The organism is Flavonifractor sp. HCP28S3_F3 (assembly GCF_052065355.1).
Lineage (GTDB): Bacteria > Bacillota > Clostridia > Oscillospirales > Oscillospiraceae > Flavonifractor.
Map to the genome: position 1 here is coordinate 457,366 of NZ_JBQHUF010000001.1, position 14,960 is coordinate 472,325.

At 57.0% G+C, this 14,960-nt stretch carries 18 protein-coding genes; 17 read left to right on the forward strand and 1 reads right to left on the reverse strand.

Annotated features, from left to right (window positions below):
* Nucleotides 1-45 precede the first annotated feature (45 nt).
* Complete coding sequence (locus ACTNB1_RS02310) at nucleotides 46-1,356, reverse strand: collagen-like protein (RefSeq protein ID WP_441167656.1); 1,311 nt, start codon at nucleotides 1,354-1,356, stop codon at nucleotides 46-48.
* 167 nt (nucleotides 1,357-1,523) lie between these two features.
* Here ACTNB1_RS02310 and trxA point away from each other — a divergent pair, with 167 nt between their 5' ends.
* From trxA to glmM, 17 genes are all read left to right on the forward strand, one after another.
* Nucleotides 1,524-1,838, forward strand: coding sequence for a thioredoxin (gene trxA, locus ACTNB1_RS02315; RefSeq protein WP_441167657.1), 315 nt, complete (start codon nucleotides 1,524-1,526; stop codon nucleotides 1,836-1,838).
* Between the two features lie 19 nt (nucleotides 1,839-1,857).
* Complete coding sequence (gene trxB, locus ACTNB1_RS02320) at nucleotides 1,858-2,775, forward strand: thioredoxin-disulfide reductase (RefSeq protein ID WP_441167658.1); 918 nt, start codon at nucleotides 1,858-1,860, stop codon at nucleotides 2,773-2,775.
* A 16-nt stretch (nucleotides 2,776-2,791) separates the two neighbouring features.
* A complete protein-coding gene (locus ACTNB1_RS02325; RefSeq protein ID WP_441167659.1) occupies nucleotides 2,792-3,238 on the forward strand; it encodes an RrF2 family transcriptional regulator in 447 nt (148 codons plus the stop codon).
* Nucleotides 3,228-4,526 (forward strand): redoxin domain-containing protein, encoded by a 1,299-nt coding sequence (locus tag ACTNB1_RS02330; RefSeq protein WP_441167660.1) that lies wholly within the window; start codon nucleotides 3,228-3,230, stop codon nucleotides 4,524-4,526. The genes ACTNB1_RS02325 and ACTNB1_RS02330 overlap by 11 nt, the downstream gene beginning before the upstream one ends.
* Before the next feature lie 100 nt (nucleotides 4,527-4,626).
* The gene (gene tgt, locus ACTNB1_RS02335; protein WP_441167661.1) at nucleotides 4,627-5,757 is read left to right on the forward strand and encodes a tRNA guanosine(34) transglycosylase Tgt; all 1,131 of its coding nucleotides are present in this window, start codon (nucleotides 4,627-4,629) and stop codon (nucleotides 5,755-5,757) included.
* 104 nt (nucleotides 5,758-5,861) lie between these two features.
* A complete protein-coding gene (yajC, locus tag ACTNB1_RS02340) occupies nucleotides 5,862-6,212 on the forward strand; it encodes a preprotein translocase subunit YajC (protein WP_441167662.1) in 351 nt (116 codons plus the stop codon).
* Nucleotides 6,213-6,276: 64 nt separating this feature from the next.
* Nucleotides 6,277-6,702 (forward strand): TIGR04086 family membrane protein, encoded by a 426-nt coding sequence (locus ACTNB1_RS02345; protein ID WP_441167663.1) that lies wholly within the window; start codon nucleotides 6,277-6,279, stop codon nucleotides 6,700-6,702.
* 58 nt (nucleotides 6,703-6,760) lie between these two features.
* Complete coding sequence (scfA, locus tag ACTNB1_RS02350; protein WP_007489363.1) at nucleotides 6,761-6,901, forward strand: six-cysteine ranthipeptide SCIFF; 141 nt, start codon at nucleotides 6,761-6,763, stop codon at nucleotides 6,899-6,901.
* Between the two features lie 68 nt (nucleotides 6,902-6,969).
* Nucleotides 6,970-8,349, forward strand: a complete 1,380-nt coding sequence (gene scfB / locus ACTNB1_RS02355) for a thioether cross-link-forming SCIFF peptide maturase (RefSeq protein WP_441167664.1) — start codon at nucleotides 6,970-6,972, stop codon at nucleotides 8,347-8,349.
* Nucleotides 8,350-8,662: 313 nt separating this feature from the next.
* The gene (locus tag ACTNB1_RS02360) at nucleotides 8,663-9,295 is read left to right on the forward strand and encodes a stage II sporulation protein M (RefSeq protein WP_441167665.1); all 633 of its coding nucleotides are present in this window, start codon (nucleotides 8,663-8,665) and stop codon (nucleotides 9,293-9,295) included.
* A 25-nt stretch (nucleotides 9,296-9,320) separates the two neighbouring features.
* Nucleotides 9,321-10,199, forward strand: coding sequence for a site-specific tyrosine recombinase XerD (gene xerD, locus ACTNB1_RS02365; RefSeq protein ID WP_441167666.1), 879 nt, complete (start codon nucleotides 9,321-9,323; stop codon nucleotides 10,197-10,199).
* Between the two features lie 106 nt (nucleotides 10,200-10,305).
* Nucleotides 10,306-10,839: a crossover junction endodeoxyribonuclease RuvC gene (gene ruvC / locus ACTNB1_RS02370; protein ID WP_441167667.1), complete on the forward strand. Its 534-nt coding sequence runs from the start codon at nucleotides 10,306-10,308 to the stop codon at nucleotides 10,837-10,839.
* Nucleotides 10,840-10,850: 11 nt separating this feature from the next.
* On the forward strand, nucleotides 10,851-11,456 hold the full coding sequence (ruvA, locus tag ACTNB1_RS02375) for a Holliday junction branch migration protein RuvA (protein WP_441167668.1): 606 nt from the start codon (nucleotides 10,851-10,853) through the stop codon (nucleotides 11,454-11,456).
* An 11-nt stretch (nucleotides 11,457-11,467) separates the two neighbouring features.
* Nucleotides 11,468-12,118: a DUF6054 family protein gene (locus ACTNB1_RS02380; protein WP_441167669.1), complete on the forward strand. Its 651-nt coding sequence runs from the start codon at nucleotides 11,468-11,470 to the stop codon at nucleotides 12,116-12,118.
* A 12-nt stretch (nucleotides 12,119-12,130) separates the two neighbouring features.
* Complete coding sequence (ruvB, locus tag ACTNB1_RS02385) at nucleotides 12,131-13,186, forward strand: Holliday junction branch migration DNA helicase RuvB (RefSeq protein ID WP_441167670.1); 1,056 nt, start codon at nucleotides 12,131-12,133, stop codon at nucleotides 13,184-13,186.
* A 13-nt stretch (nucleotides 13,187-13,199) separates the two neighbouring features.
* Nucleotides 13,200-13,577, forward strand: a complete 378-nt coding sequence (locus tag ACTNB1_RS02390) for an SdpI family protein (RefSeq protein WP_441167671.1) — start codon at nucleotides 13,200-13,202, stop codon at nucleotides 13,575-13,577.
* 6 nt (nucleotides 13,578-13,583) lie between these two features.
* A complete protein-coding gene (glmM, locus tag ACTNB1_RS02395; RefSeq protein ID WP_441167672.1) occupies nucleotides 13,584-14,936 on the forward strand; it encodes a phosphoglucosamine mutase in 1,353 nt (450 codons plus the stop codon).
* Nucleotides 14,937-14,960: the final 24 nt, after the last annotated feature.

The window sequence follows — 14,960 nt, forward strand, 5'->3', positions numbered from 1 at the left end:
CATGCTTGGAAAGCCGGGCCCTGAAGGCCCGGCTTTCTGCGCTTTTTAAGAAGAAAGATCTCCCAGTCTGGTTATATTGAGTGTAATCGCGCTGGGGGTATTGTCCGCGCCCTGAGGAACGACCTGCAGGGTGGTGGGAACTTTGGAAATGGAGAGCGGAATGGAAAACGAGATGGGTACGCTCTCTGTGCTGTTCTGGAAGTTATGAGGAATAGATGCGCCCGGAACAACAGAGCCATCCTGCTGCAGAGATGTGACGATATTGACCGGGAATTCGGAATTGGGGCTGGCTGACAGTACACCATGAAAATCGGCCTGATACAGGCCAGGCTGATTGATGGTAAAGCTCCCGCTTCCAGCCGTATGGGAGATCGCATCTCCGGTGGTGACTCCGTTTCGGTCAAACAGCATGGGAGAACTGGAGGAAACAGGCTGACTGGGGGTAGAATATGCAGAAAATAGGGAACTGGTCTGAGTTGTTCCCGTAGCGCCTTGGGGGCCAGTAGGGCCAGTGGGACCAGTAGGGCCGGTAGGACCGGTGGGACCAGTTGCGCCAGCAGCGCCGGTAGGACCGGTGGGACCAGTCGCGCCAGCAGCGCCGGTAGGACCGGTGGGACCAGTCGCGCCAGCAGCGCCGGTAGGACCGGTGGGGCCAGTTGCGCCAGCAGTACCGGTAGGGCCGGTGGGGCCAGTTGCACCAGCAGCGCCGGTAGGACCAGTGGGACCAGTCGCGCCAGCAGCACCAGTAGGACCGGTGGGGCCAGTTGCACCAGCAGCGCCGGTAGGACCGGTGGGACCAGTTGCGCCAGCAGCACCAGTAGGACCGGTGGAGCCAGTTGCACCAGCAGCGCCGGTAGGACCGGTGGGACCAGTTGCGCCAGCGGCACCAGTAGGACCGGTGGGGCCAGTTGCACCAGCAGCGCCGGTAGGACCGGTGGGACCAGTTGCGCCAGCAGCACCGGTAGGGCCGGTTACACCATCGGGACCGGGAATGCCCTGGGGGCCGGTTGGGCCGACGGCGCCGTCTGGTCCAGGATTACCCTGAGGGCCGGTAGGACCGGTGGGACCTGTTGCACCTGCGGGGCCAGTCGGACCAGGCGTAGCGGGTCCTGTGGGACCCGTGGGTCCTTGAGCTCCGGTGGGGCCAGTCGGACCGGGTGCGCCTGTTCCGGCAGGGCCGGTGGCACCGGTAGGACCAGTCGGTCCCGTGGCTCCTGTGGGCCCCATAGGTCCTGTGGGACCCGGAATAGGATGGGGAGGGGGACAGGGGGGCGGGCAGCAGCCCGGCGGACAGCAGCAGGCTGCGCCCTCTTGCTTCCGTTTCCACTCCCAATCAGTGGGATGATAGTGATTCATGATATACTCCTTTATCCGCTTGGCTTGTGGGGATACCACATGACAGCCTATGCCGCATACGAAAATAGTGTGCGGAAGCGAATGGGGGTTGACAAGGCTAACTGTAACTGATATAGTTACAGTATAAATTGAAACTAAAAAAGTTACAAATGGAAAGGATGTTGAATATGACTCCCATTACCATTACAAAAGAGAATTTTGAAACTGAGGTCCTTCGTTCCGAACTGCCGGTACTGGTAGACTTTTGGGCCCCTTGGTGCGGATACTGCCGCCGGATCTCCCCAGTGCTGGATCAACTGGCCCAGCAATATGACGGCCAGCTGATCGTTGGTAAGATCAACATTGACGAGCAGCCCGAGCTGGAGGAACAGTTTGGCGTGGAGATTATTCCTACTCTATTCCTGTTCCGGAATGGTGTGGCCAGTGAGCCCATCGTCAATCCCGGTTCCAAAGCTCAGATTGTAGAGTGGGCCGGTCTGTAAAGAAGGGAGCGGGAGCGACATGAAAACCTATGACGTACTTGTAGTGGGCGGAGGCCCGGGCGGCTATACGGCAGCGCTGTATGCGGCCCGAAGCGGCCTGTCCGTTGCAGTGCTGGAAAAACTGTCCGCCGGCGGACAGATGGCTACCACGTCTATGATTGACAATTATCCAGGATTTCCTGATGGAGTGGATGGCTTTGATCTGGGTCAGCAGATGGAGAAGCAGGCTCAAAAGTATGGAGCGGAGACTATCTACGGCGAGGTGACCGAGGTGGATCTGCATGCTGAGCCGAAGATCGTCCGCAGCAGCGAGGGCGATTTTTCCGGTCGGACTGTGATCCTGGCCACTGGAGCTTATCCCAGAGAATTGGGGCTCCCTGAAGAGCAGGAACTGCGGGGCAGAGGTGTGGCCTACTGTGCCACTTGTGACGGCATGATGTTCCGGGGCAAAACGGTAGTGGTAAACGGTGGCGGTAATACAGCGGTGGAGGATGCCCTTTATCTCTCAAAACTGTGTGCCAAGGTCTACCTGGTCCACCGCCGGGACCAGCTCCGTGCCTCCGCTGTCTACCGCAAAGCGCTGGACGAGCAGGGCGTAGAGATTCTGTGGAACAGCCGAGTCACAGAATTGAGAAAGGAAAAATACCTTACAGGTGTTGAACTGGAAGATGTAAAGACCGGTGAGAGGCGGGAACTAGCCTGCGATGGGATTTTCGTGGCCATCGGCCGGGTGCCGGATACCGCCCTCTTTGCTGGACAGGTCGAGCTGGATCCGACCGGATATATCGTAGCGGACGAGACCTGCCGCACCAATGTGTCCGGCGTATTTGCCGTAGGTGATGTGCGTACCAAAGCGGTGCGGCAGGTGGTTACCGCGGCGGCGGACGGCGCCAACGCCGCCCATTTCGCGGAAGAATACCTGATGGAACAGCTGTAAAGGGTAGGGACCTGACATGAATGGATTGTTCTGCGTGGCTGCCCACGCTCTGATCTACCTGGATAAACGTGGCTGTATGCTGTCCAGCGAGGAGCTGGCAGCCAATATCTGCACCAATCCCGCACGGGTGCGGAAGGTAATGGCAAAGCTGAAAAAAGCGGGACTGGTGGCCACCAAGGCGGGCAATGACGGCGGATATCACCTGCTGTGTGCTCCCAATGAAGTAACCCTGGAGCAGATCGCGGATGCGTTGGAGGTACGGTTTGTGGAACCCGCCTGGCACAGCGGAGCAGGGGTAGATTGCGGCTGCTTGGTGGCTTCAGGCATGGCTGGGGTCATGGATGTGTTGTTTGATGACCTGGACCGGCAGTGCCGAGCGCATTTGTCCCGACTTACACTGGCCGATTTGGAGATGCAGCTGGAACAGGCAGCTGATGGAAAGGAGACCGACCATGGGCTTTGATCTGGAAACCAGCGTACCTGCTCTTACTGTTCTGATCCAGGGATTGCTTAGCTTTTTCTCGCCTTGTGTCCTGCCTCTGGTGCCCCTTTATGTCAGCTATCTGGCTGGCGGTGCCGGGAAAGTGGATGCAAATGGCGTTATCCGCTATCCCAGAGGAAAGGTGCTGATCAATACCGTCTTTTTCGTGATCGGTGTCAGCTTTACCTTTTTCCTGCTCGGATTTGGCTTTACAGCTCTGGGGCGCTTTTTCACCAATTACCAGACCTGGTTTGCCCGAATCAGCGGCATCATTATGATTCTGTTCGGCGTTTATCAGTTCGGATTTTTTGGAAAATCTGCCACGCTGGAGCGGGAACATCGGCTGCCCTTCCGGCTGGATCGCTGGGCCATGAATCCGCTGGTGGCACTGATTCTGGGATTTACCTTCAGCTTTGCCTGGACGCCCTGCGTAGGACCTACTCTGAGCAGCGTGCTGTTGATGGCGTCCTCCGCCTCCAGCGCATCCAAGGGATTTCTGCTGATCGCGGTCTATACAGTCGGCTTTGTGGTCCCGTTCCTGGCGGTAGGCCTGTTTACAAGTACGGTGCTTGGATTCTTTAAGCGGCATCAGAAGGTAGTGCGCTATACAGTCAAGATCGGGGCGGCACTGCTGATTCTGATGGGCATTATGACACTGACCGGATTTATGAATGGCATTACCGGTTATCTGTCCAGACTGACAGGGGACAGCACTTCTCAGGTGCAGACAGAGCAGAGTGTGCCGCCTGCTCAGCAAAGTGCGGCAGCGGAGACGGATGAAGCGCAGCCCAGCCCTGAAAGCACTCCGCGGCCGGTAGTACCTGCTCCGGATTTTACCCTCACGGACCAGTACGGCAATACCCATACGCTGTCTGATTATGAAGGCAAAACGGTATTTCTCAATTTCTGGGCTACCTGGTGCGGACCCTGTAAGCGTGAGATGCCGGATATCCAGAAGCTCTACGAATCCTACGGCGAAAACGAAGGTGATGTGATCGTGCTGGGGGTAGCCAGTCCCAAAACGGAACAGAATCCCTTCACCAGCGAAGGAACCCAGGAGGAAGTGGAGCAGTTCCTGGAGGATAACGGCTACACCTTCCCGGTAGTTATGGACCTGACAGGAGAGATTTTGTCTGCCTATGGAATTTCTGCCTTTCCGACTACTTTTATGATCGATTCCAACAACAACGTATATGGCTATGTCCCCGGCGCTTTGACCGGCGACATTATGGAGTCTATCATCCAGCAGACCATAGACAGAGTAGCGTGAAGGCAAGGGCCTCCGGGAAACCGGAGGCCCTTGCCTCTTGTTATTTTTCCGCCGGTCTGGTATGATGGGAACAATTGATGACAAAGGGGTTTTCTGAACTGTGTTTGAAGTGATCAAGACCGAAGGGAAGGCACGGCGTGGCGTATTTACCTGTGCCCACGGTACGGTGCAGACGCCGGTCTTTATGAATGTAGGCACTCAGGCAGCCATCAAGGGAGCGGTCTCCGCCTTTGACCTGAAGGAGATCGGCTGCCAGGTGGAGCTGTCCAACACCTACCACCTCCATCTCCGGCCCGGTGATCAGGTGGTACGCCAGATGGGGGGACTCCACAAATTTATGCGGTGGGATGGGCCCATCCTAACCGATTCCGGCGGATTCCAGGTATTTTCCCTGTCTGGTCTCCGGAAGATCAAGGAGGAGGGGGTCACTTTCGCCTCCCATATCGACGGCAGACGGATCTTCATGGGACCGGAGGAGTCCATGCAGATCCAGTCCAACCTGGGCAGTGATATTGCCATGGCCTTCGACGAGTGCGTGGAGAATCCAGCCACCTACGAGTATGCCAAGGCTTCCTGTGAGCGCACCCTGCGCTGGCTGGAGCGGTGCAGGGCGGAGCATGACCGACTCAACTCCCTGCCTGACACGGTGAATCCTCACCAGATGCTCTTTGGCATTAACCAGGGCGCCACTTTTGCTGATCTGCGAATCTGGCACATGAAGGAGACCGCCAAGATCGACTGCGAGGGATACGCCATCGGCGGGCTGGCAGTGGGGGAGCCTACCCAGGTGATGTATGATATCATTGACGCGGTGGAACCCTATATGCCGGCGGACAAGCCCCGGTATCTGATGGGAGTGGGTACGCCCTCCAACATCATTGAGGCCGTGGCGCGAGGTGTGGACTTCTTTGACTGCGTCATGCCTGCCCGTAACGCACGCCATGCCAAGCTGTTTACCTGGTCTGGCGCTATGAATATCCGCAACGAGAAGTACAAGCTGGATGAGCGGCCTATTGATCCGGAATGCGATTGTCCGGTGTGCCGGAATTTCTCCCGTGCTTATTTGCGCCACCTGTTTGTGGCAGATGAGATGCTGGCTATGCGCCTGGCAGTGCTGCATAACCTGTATTTCTACAACAAGCTGGCGCAGCGGATCCGGAATGCTCTGGATGCCGGGGAATTCGCTGCTTTCCGTGCCGAATACAGCGAGAAGCTGGCGGGGCGGCTGTGAACTTTTGGGGAAATAGCGGAAAAATGCTTGTCAAATCCTGAGATTCGTTTTATAATGTCCCATTGATGACGTATCACGTCAAGTAACTATCGGAGGGGATCAATTTGCTGACACAGATTGCGGGCGGCATGCTGACCAACACTGGAACTCAAGGCGGCGGCATAAGCATGATCATTATGGTCGTGGCCATGATCGCCATTTTCTACTTCCTGCTCATCCGTCCTGAGAACAAGAAGAAGAAAGCGGCAGCCAAGATGCGTTCCGAGCTGGCGGTGGGTGATCAGATCACCACCATCGGCGGTATTGTTGGCACTATCTGCGCCGTGAAGGAAGACACCATCGTGATCGAGACCAGCGCAGACCGGGTCCGCATCGAGTTCACCAAGTGGGCTGTCTCCACCAAGGGCACCCAGGCCGTGGAGGATGGCGCCGGCGAGACCAAGGACAAAAAGTAAGACATAAGAACGCCCTCCCTGCATAGGTTTCAAGTAGGAACCGATGGTAAGGGAGGGTGTTTTTATGCGGAAAAAAGAGGAAGACCAGAGTGCCCGCCTCATCCGCTGCGGATTGGGGATCCTGCTGGGCGGTGTACTGGCTCTGGCAATCTGCTGCCTGTTCCTGCTGGGGGCTTCTGTGGCCATCTCCAGCGGACTGGCCGGGGAAGAGCTGATCTATCAGCTCACCATCGTGGGCTGCGTGCTGGGCGGCTTTGGAGGTGGCCTGTTTGCAGTCAGGCAATGTGGGGGAGCGCTGCTTACCGGATTAGCCGTGGGGGCAGTGCTGTTTCTGCTGCTGCTCACCATCGGCGCGCTTTTCTTTGAGACAATGGAACTGCAGGCGGGCGGGATCGGTCTGCTGTGCGGCGGCCTTTGCGGTGGGGCGGCTGCCGGCCTGCTGGGCGGCGGAAAAGGAAAGCCGGCCCGGAAAAAACACAGAAAGCGTTGAAATCTGGCTGTTCCTGTGTTATAATACCCACAACCTTTGTTTGGGGAGGGAAATCAAAATGAAGCATGTGAAGACGCTCAACGGCGCGACTTTGAAGAAGAGCGCCGCCCACGGCGGCTGCGGCGAGTGCCAGACCTCCTGCCAGTCCGCCTGTAAGACCTCTTGCACTGTGGCCAACCAGAAGTGCGAGAACCAGTAAAAAAACAGGGGAAAGGGTGGGTGAACAGCCCACCTTTTTCTATGCCCTGAGGAAGGAATAAAAAAGTTATGGTACATACCTTTCGGAGCCTCGGCGTCAATGTAGCCGTGGATGTGAACAGCGGCGCCGTCCATGTGCTGGACGGGCTGATGTATGACCTGCTTACCGCGCTGGCGGAGCGGGATGAAAACGGCGCCCTCTTGAGTGGTCCGCTGCCGGCCGAGCTTTCGGCACTGCTGCCTCAGCACGACCCCGCCGCCCTTGCCGACGCCTGGGAGGAGCTGGGTGAGCTGAAGGCCCAGGGCCTTCTGTTTGAGGAAGACGATTATATCGACCGAGAGAAAGCCGCTTCCATGCAGCAGCAGGCCCTGGTGAAGGCCCTCTGCCTGCATGTTTCCCACGACTGTAACCTGCGGTGCAAGTACTGCTTTGCCTCCACTGGCGATTTTGGTACCGGCAAGCGGATGACGATGGATGTGGAGACCGCCAAGAAGGCCATTGACTTCGTCATCGCTAAGTCCGGCAACCGCCGCAACATTGAAGTGGACTTTTTCGGCGGGGAGCCGCTGATGGCCATGGACACCGTCAAGGCCACCGTAGAATACGCCCGCTCTATTGAGAAAGAGCACAACAAGTGCTTCCGCTTCACCATCACCACCAACGGCGTGCTGCTCAATGACGAGAACATTGAGTACATCAACCGGGAAATGTCCAACGCAGTGCTCTCTCTGGATGGCCGGAAGGAGGTCAATGATGACCTGCGTCCCACCGTCAATGGCAAGGGTTCCTATGATGTGATCGTGCCCAAGTTCAAGAAGCTGATCGAAGGGCGGGGCACCAAGGATTATTACCTGCGCGGCACCTTCACCCGGTTCCACAAGGACTTTGCCGAGGACGTAAAGGCCCTTGCAGCTATCGGCAAGCATGTGTCTGTGGAACCTGTGGTAGGGAAGGAGGACGATCCCTACGCGCTCCAGGAGGCCGACCTGCCTGAGCTGAAGGCGGAGTACGAGCGTTTGGCTGAGTACCTGAAGGATCACCCGGAGACCAACTTCTTCCACTTTAACGTGGACCTGGCCCAGGGCCCCTGTGTCATCAAGCGCCTGCGGGGCTGCGGAGCCGGCTGCGAATATGTGGCCGTTACCCCCGACGGAGATATCTATCCCTGCCATCAGTTTGTGGGCAACGAGGACTATAAGCTGGGTAACGTGTTTGACGGCACCTTCAATAAAGACCTCTCCGGTCAGTTTGCTGCCCTGAACATCTACACCAGGGAGGAGTGTTCCCGCTGCTGGGCCCGTTTCTATTGCTCCGGTGGCTGCTCTGCCTCTAACCTGCTTGTCAACGGCGACATAAAGCATCCCCATAAAGTAGGCTGTGAATTGGAGCGCAAGCGTCTGGAATGCGCGATCGCCCTGCGAGCTATTGCCGCAGGCATGGCTGAGTAACCTATACAGAATGTAATTATACAAAACGTAATCACGCGAGGCAGTACATTCCATATATATGCCGTCGAAAATGGTCAAAACACTAGATATTGAGCTAGAGATCGGCGTGTTGAATGGCACGCCGATCTCTTTAGTGCACACAGTTTACATAATTAAGTAAACATAAAACTTTGGCATAATAGACAAAATTCATCTTTTTCTTTAAGAGTTCTTGCACAAGAGGCGTAGGTAAGATATAGTAATATAAAACTGGGTGCGCTTTCCGGTTCTTGCCGCTCCTGTACAGGCATAAACTGCCTGGGGGTGAGACATCATGCGCAGAGCCGTTGGAGGCACCTGGAATGTACCGGAGGAGCGGATCTTACCCGCTCTGGCGGTCTTATCAGTTAGTTTTTTACTGGGAGGGCTTGCGGGCTGTCTCATGTCCACCTTCGTGGGAGGGGCCGGGCAAGAGAGTCTGAAAGCTTATCTGGAGCATTTTCTCAGCACAGCCCAAAGCAGCGGAGCTGCCGCGCCGGGATTGGCCGTCCAGTTATGGGATATTCTGCGCTGGCCAGGGCTGGCGCTTCTGCTGGGTTTTACGGCACTGGGTGTGTTGGGCCTGCCGCTTTTATTTGCGGCCCGTGGTTTCCTTCTTGCGTTTTCTATCGCCGCTTTTGTACGGGTGTTCGGCAGTGCCGGATGCCTGCTGGCCTTTTTGGTGTTCGGTGTGGGCGGCGGTTTTTCAGTTCCGGCACTCTTTGTGTTGGGTGTACAGAGCCTGACGGCGTCAAGAAGCTTGGCAAGCCGTTTTCTGGGAGAGGGTAAAGCACCATCTCCCTATGGAAAGGCTTATTTTCTGCGCTGCGGCGGCTGTGCGGCAGTGCTATGTGTGTGTGTCGTTTTGGAACGCTTCGCTGTGCCGGCCCTGGTGTCGGGAACAGCGGGGTTTTTGATGGGCAGATAGAGAAACGTGAGAAGGTGTTGGACAGATGGAGTATCTGGCAGAATATGAACGGTATTTGAAAGAAGATAAAAAGGCCCTGCCCAATACGCTCAGTTCCTATTTGCGGGACATCCGGCAATATATGGCCTGGCTGACAAGCGAGGGCCTGACCCCAGAGCAGGCGGCACAGAGCGATGTGGAGGGCTATATCCGCAGCTTGAGTGCCAAGGGAAAATCTGCCGCTACGGTGACCCGCTCGCTGGCATCGCTGAAATCGTTTTATACGTATCTGCTGGGGGAGGGCGTGGTAATCGTCAACCCGGCCAAAGGTCTGACGCCCGCCAAGGTGGAGCGTAAGCTGCCCCATATCCTGACCGCCAAAGAGGTAGAGTTGTTTTTGGAACAGCCAGACGCCTCCGACGCAAAGGGCTGCCGGGACCGGGCCATGCTGGAGCTGCTGTATGCCACTGGCATCCGGGTATCAGAACTGATCGGACTGGATCTGGACAATGTCAATCTGTCTGCCTGCTTTATCCGGTGTACCAGTCACGGTAAGGAACGCATCATACCCTTGTATCCCGCCGCAGTAAAGGCCCTTCAGGATTATCTGGATCACGTCCGGCCTCAGGTTATTGAGCACCCTGACGAAAAGGCCCTGTTTGTCAATATGAACGGAGAGCGAATGAGTCGCCAGGGTTTTTGGAAGATCATCAAGCACTACCAGGAGACGGCGGGAATCCAGAAGGACATTACCCCTCACACCCTGCGGCACTCATTTGCAGCCCATCTGCTGGAGAATGGCGCGGATCTTCACTCTATCCAGGAGATGCTGGGTCACGCGGATATCTCGTCTACCCAGATTTATGCTCAATTAGTTAATCAGAAGCTGAAAGACGTCTACAACAAAGCCCATCCCAGAGCTTAAAACGAAGGCCGGCGCATAACAGCGCCGGCCTTCGTTTGTGTCTTGCGCCAGGTGAACGGCCGTGGTAAAATAAATTCTGTATGGACAGAGGAGGGGAGCCGAGATTATGCTAATTTTAGGGATCGATCCCGGCTTTGCCATCGTAGGCTTTGGCCTGGTGGATGCTGCGGCTGGCCGACAGCGACTGGTGCAGTGCGGCGCCATTACCACTCCGGCTGGAGAACGCCTGCCCGCCCGGCTGAAGCAGATCTCAGACGATATGGACCTGTTGCTTGAACAGTTTCGGCCAGAAGCCATGGCAATTGAGGAACTGTTCTTCAATAACAACATCACCACCGGTATTGGTGTGGCTCAGGCCAGGGGGGTGCTCCTGCTGGCAGCAGAGCGCCACGGAATACCCATCTATGAGTATTCCCCCAGCCAGGTCAAACAGGCGGTGGTGGGCTACGGCAAAGCGGAAAAGCGACAGGTCATGGACATGACAAAGCGTTTGCTGAATCTGAAAGCGGTACCGAAGCCGGATGATGCGGCCGATGCGGTGGCCATCGCACTGTGCCACGCCCGGTCCTTTACCTCCCGCATGCAGAGCCCTGACGCCGCCCGGCCGGGCAGCGGTCGGTACGCGGTACATCAAGACTAGGAGTTTATCGTATGTTTTACTATGTGAACGGAACGGTGGCCCACACCGCGCCCTATCTGGCGGTCATCGACTGCGGCGGGGTGGGCTATGCCTGCCGCACTACTAACAATACCCTGGCCCGTTTGAAAAAAGGGGAGAGCGCCAAGCTCTATACTCACCTGAACGTCCGTGAGGACGCTATGGAACTCTATGGCTTTGCCACTGAAAATGAACTCAACTGTTTCCAGCTGCTCATTTCGGTATCCGGCGTGGGCCCCAAGGCGGCTATCTCTATTCTGTCCGCCGCCACCCCGGAATCCCTAGCCATGAGCATCATCACCGGGGACGAAAAGGCCCTCACTGTGGCCCAGGGCATTGGTAAGAAGATTGCGCAGCGCATCATTCTGGAACTGAAGGATAAGCTGGCCAAAGGTCAGATTAGCCCTGGCGGCGAGGCCTATGGTGGCACTGGAGTCACCGTTATCCCGGAAAACAAGTCCTCCGAGGCCGCCGCAGCCCTGGCGGTGCTGGGCTACTCCCAAACCGAGATTGGTATGGCCCTCAAGGGCATCGATCTGGAGGCTCTGAGCCTGGAGGAGATCATCAAGCAGGCACTGAAGAAAATGGTGAAAGGATAGGGAGGAGCGGTATGTCCAAGCTGGAGCGGCATCTTACCGGCAATTTTGATGATCTGCTGGCGTATCTCCATACCGGCATCCTCAACGGAAGCACCTCGGCCAGCTATGAAGAAGGCAGCGACTACAGCGGCACGGATTTCCGCTGCGCTGTCCGGGTGTATGAGCGGTACAGTTTCGTCGGCGGCAACCGGGTGAGTTTGAGCCTGACCCTGGTGGGACAGGGGGACCAGATCTTCCTGTCAGCCATTACCTCCGGCGGCAGCCAAGCTGTACTCTTCAAAATCAATACTCTGGGAGAGAAATCCTTTCTGGATCAGACAGCAGAGCTACTGGACAGTTGGCAGCCAACTCCCGATCCCTCAAAGGCAGCTGGAGAACAAGCAGAAAAGCGCCCATGTCCCTGCTGCGGCAACTACACCTTGTGCACAGAGTCGCCGGGTAGTTATCAGCTCTGTCCGGTCTGCCGTTGGATCGATGACCCCTGGTCAACGGAACATCCGGAAGAAGTCGGTGACTATAACGAGGTTGCTCTGGAAGCAGCCCGCCGAAACTATCAGATATTTGGCACCTGTACCGAGGACAGGCGCAGTCAGGGCCGCCCGCCGGAGCCCGAGGAGCTTCCGGAGATCTATCTGCGAATAAACGCCCCCACAGAGCAATGAGGAAGTGAGACTTTGAGCATCGCATTTTCTGAAGATGGGTTTGAAACGGAAGAGCCTCTGGTGACCACCTCCCTTACCCGGGATGATGAGAACGAGGGTTCTCTGCGGCCCAAAACATTAAACGAATATATCGGCCAGCAAAAGGCCAAAGGTAATCTGGAGGTATTCATCCAGGCGGCCAAGATGCGCAACGAGCCCCTGGACCACGTCCTGCTCCATGGCCCTCCGGGCCTGGGCAAGACCACGCTGTCCAATATCATTGCCAATGAGATGGGGGTCAACATTCGCATTACCTCCGGCCCCGCCATTGAGAAGCCGGGGGATCTGGCGGCCCTGCTCACCAACCTGAATGAGAACGACATTCTCTTCGTGGATGAGATCCACCGGCTCAACCGCTCGGTGGAGGAGATCCTGTATCCCGCCATGGAGGACTTTGCCATCGACATCATCATTGGCAAAGGGCCCTCTGCCAACTCCATTCGGCTGGATCTGCCCAAGTTCACTCTCATCGGCGCTACCACCCGGGCCGGTCAGCTTTCCGCGCCGCTTCGGGACCGATTCGGCGTGACCCTGCGTTTGGAGCTCTACACCCCGGAGGAACTGGCGCTTATCGTTACCCGGTCGGCGGGGATTCTGGATGTGCCCATTGAGGCAGACGGAGCCATGGAGATCGCCAAGCGCAGCCGCGGCACGCCCCGTATCGCCAACCGAATGCTGCGCCGCGTCCGAGACTTCGCTCAGGTGAAAGCAGGAGGCGTCATTACCCGGGATGTGGCAGACGCCGCACTCACAGCTCTGGAGGTAGACCACCTGGGGCTGGATGCCATCGACCGCCGGATGCTCTCCAGCATCATTGCGCACTATGGCGGCGGCCCGGTGGGATTGGAGACCCTGGCGGCCACCATCAATGAAGAAGCGGTCACTCTGGAGGACGTGTATGAGCCTTATCTGATGCAGATGGGTTTCCTTACCCGTACCCCCCGTGGCCGGTGCGTTACTAGACGTGCCTATGAACATCTGGGCCTGCCCGTCCCTGGCGGTGCCGGTATGGAGCAGCTCAGCCTGTAAGGGGACGCATGTGATGGGCTTTTGGATCTTCTGCCTGGCCATGAATCTGCTGATACCTGTTATCATGCTGGCTTTCGGTTGGCTTTTTCAAAAAAAGCCTCCCCGCCGGATCAACGGCGTTTACGGTTATCGCACAGTCCGCTCCATGAAAAACGAGGAAACCTGGCTTTTTGCGCACAAGATCTGCGGCAGGCTGTGGTTCCGGTTGGGCGTGATTCTGCTGCCGGTAAGCGCATGCGCTATGCTGCCTGTCATGGGTCAGAGCGTCGATACCGTAGGCATCTGGTGCTGTGTGGTGGCGGCTGTTCAGCTTGCAGTATTGGTCGGCAGCATTTTTCCGGTGGAACAAGCTTTGAAACGAACTTTTGATGACTTCGGAAGAAAGAGGTAATTAAATATGGGTAAATTGTTTGGAACCGACGGCATCCGCGGAGTAGTTAACGCCGGCCTGGACGCGGAACTGGCTTTTCAGGTAGGTCTGGCGGCCGCCTATGTGATGCAGCAGGAAAAAGGGGAGGGGCAGCCTCGCTTTGCCATTGGCAAGGATACCCGTATCTCCTCTGACCTGCTGGAAGGTGCTCTGATCGCTGGCCTTTGCTCCGCAGGTGCCGACGTGCTCCATCTGGGCGTGATCCCCACTCCCGCTGTGGCCTGGGTGACGGTGGACAGCGGCTGTGATGCCGGCATCGTTATCTCCGCTTCCCACAATCCTTTCGAGCACAACGGCATTAAGATCTTCAACGGCCAGGGCTTCAAGCTCTCCGACGAGCTGGAAGGGAAGATCGAAGACATCATCCTCAACAAGGTAGCCGTGCCCCGCAAGACCGCCGGTGAAATCGGCCGGGTGGTGTACGCCGACCAGAAGGAGAGCCAGGATTACATTGACTACCTGGTGTCTACCATTGATTCCGACCTGTCTGGCCTGAAGATCCTGGTGGACTGTGCCAACGGCGCCTCCTCCGCCACCGCCGGACGGCTGTTTGACAGCTTTGAGGACCTTCACGCCGACATTATCAACGCCGATCCTGATGGTGTGAACATCAACAACGGCTGCGGCTCTACTCATCTGGACGGTCTGAAATCCATGGTGACGGCAGGGAAGTACGACCTCGGCATTGCCTTTGACGGAGACGCCGACCGCTGCCTGATGGTGGACGAGACCGGCGAGGAGATCGACGGTGATCAGGTCATCGCCGCCTGCGGCCTGGAGCTGATGGGGAAGGGCAAGCTGCCCGGCAACGCCATCGTAGGCACTGTTATGAGCAATCTGGGCCTGCATGTGTTCTGCCGGGAGCACGGCATGGAGCTGTTCTGCACCAGCGTGGGCGACCGAAACGTGCTCGAAAAGATGGAGGAGTGCGGCTATGTCCTGGGTGGTGAGCAGTCCGGCCATACCATTTTCCGCAAGTACGCCACTACCGGTGATGGCCAGCTTACTGCGCTGCAGTTCTTGGCGCTGCTCCATCGCTCGGGCAAGAAGGCCTCCCAGCTGGTGGAGGGCTGCAAGCGCTATCCTCAGGTACTGATCAATGTGCCTGTGGCCGATAAGGCCAAGAAAGAGGCTATCATGGCCGCCCAGGAGATTAAGGAGGCAGTGGCTCAGCAGGAGGCCGCTCTGGCTGGTTCCGGCCGGGTTCTGGTACGCCCCTCCGGCACGGAAGCCCTGATCCGGGTGATGGTAGAGGCGAGCAGCCAGGCGGATGCACAGAAAATTGCAGAGTGCTTGGCAAATGTGATAAAAAATTACTGAGCATTTGGAAATATTTTTCGTTAA

Excerpts from the sequence above, each read along its gene's own strand:
- ACTNB1_RS02330 (WP_441167660.1), top strand. The coding sequence starts at position 3,228 with ATGGGCTTTGATCTGGAAACCAGCGTACCTGCTCTTACTGTTCTGATC.
- glmM (WP_441167672.1), top strand. The coding sequence starts at position 13,584 with ATGGGTAAATTGTTTGGAACCGACGGCATCCGCGGAGTAGTTAACGCC.
- ruvC (WP_441167667.1), top strand. The coding sequence starts at position 10,306 with ATGCTAATTTTAGGGATCGATCCCGGCTTTGCCATCGTAGGCTTTGGC.
- trxB (WP_441167658.1), top strand. The coding sequence starts at position 1,858 with ATGAAAACCTATGACGTACTTGTAGTGGGCGGAGGCCCGGGCGGCTAT.
- xerD (WP_441167666.1), top strand. The coding sequence starts at position 9,321 with ATGGAGTATCTGGCAGAATATGAACGGTATTTGAAAGAAGATAAAAAG.
- ACTNB1_RS02360 (WP_441167665.1), top strand. The coding sequence starts at position 8,663 with ATGCGCAGAGCCGTTGGAGGCACCTGGAATGTACCGGAGGAGCGGATC.
- ACTNB1_RS02310 (WP_441167656.1), bottom strand. The coding sequence starts at position 1,356 with ATGAATCACTATCATCCCACTGATTGGGAGTGGAAACGGAAGCAAGAG.
- scfA (WP_007489363.1), top strand. The coding sequence starts at position 6,761 with ATGAAGCATGTGAAGACGCTCAACGGCGCGACTTTGAAGAAGAGCGCC.
- ACTNB1_RS02325 (WP_441167659.1), top strand. The coding sequence starts at position 2,792 with ATGAATGGATTGTTCTGCGTGGCTGCCCACGCTCTGATCTACCTGGAT.
- ACTNB1_RS02390 (WP_441167671.1), top strand. The coding sequence starts at position 13,200 with ATGGGCTTTTGGATCTTCTGCCTGGCCATGAATCTGCTGATACCTGTT.
- ACTNB1_RS02380 (WP_441167669.1), top strand. The coding sequence starts at position 11,468 with ATGTCCAAGCTGGAGCGGCATCTTACCGGCAATTTTGATGATCTGCTG.
- ruvA (WP_441167668.1), top strand. The coding sequence starts at position 10,851 with ATGTTTTACTATGTGAACGGAACGGTGGCCCACACCGCGCCCTATCTG.
- scfB (WP_441167664.1), top strand. The coding sequence starts at position 6,970 with ATGGTACATACCTTTCGGAGCCTCGGCGTCAATGTAGCCGTGGATGTG.
- ACTNB1_RS02345 (WP_441167663.1), top strand. The coding sequence starts at position 6,277 with ATGCGGAAAAAAGAGGAAGACCAGAGTGCCCGCCTCATCCGCTGCGGA.
- trxA (WP_441167657.1), top strand. The coding sequence starts at position 1,524 with ATGACTCCCATTACCATTACAAAAGAGAATTTTGAAACTGAGGTCCTT.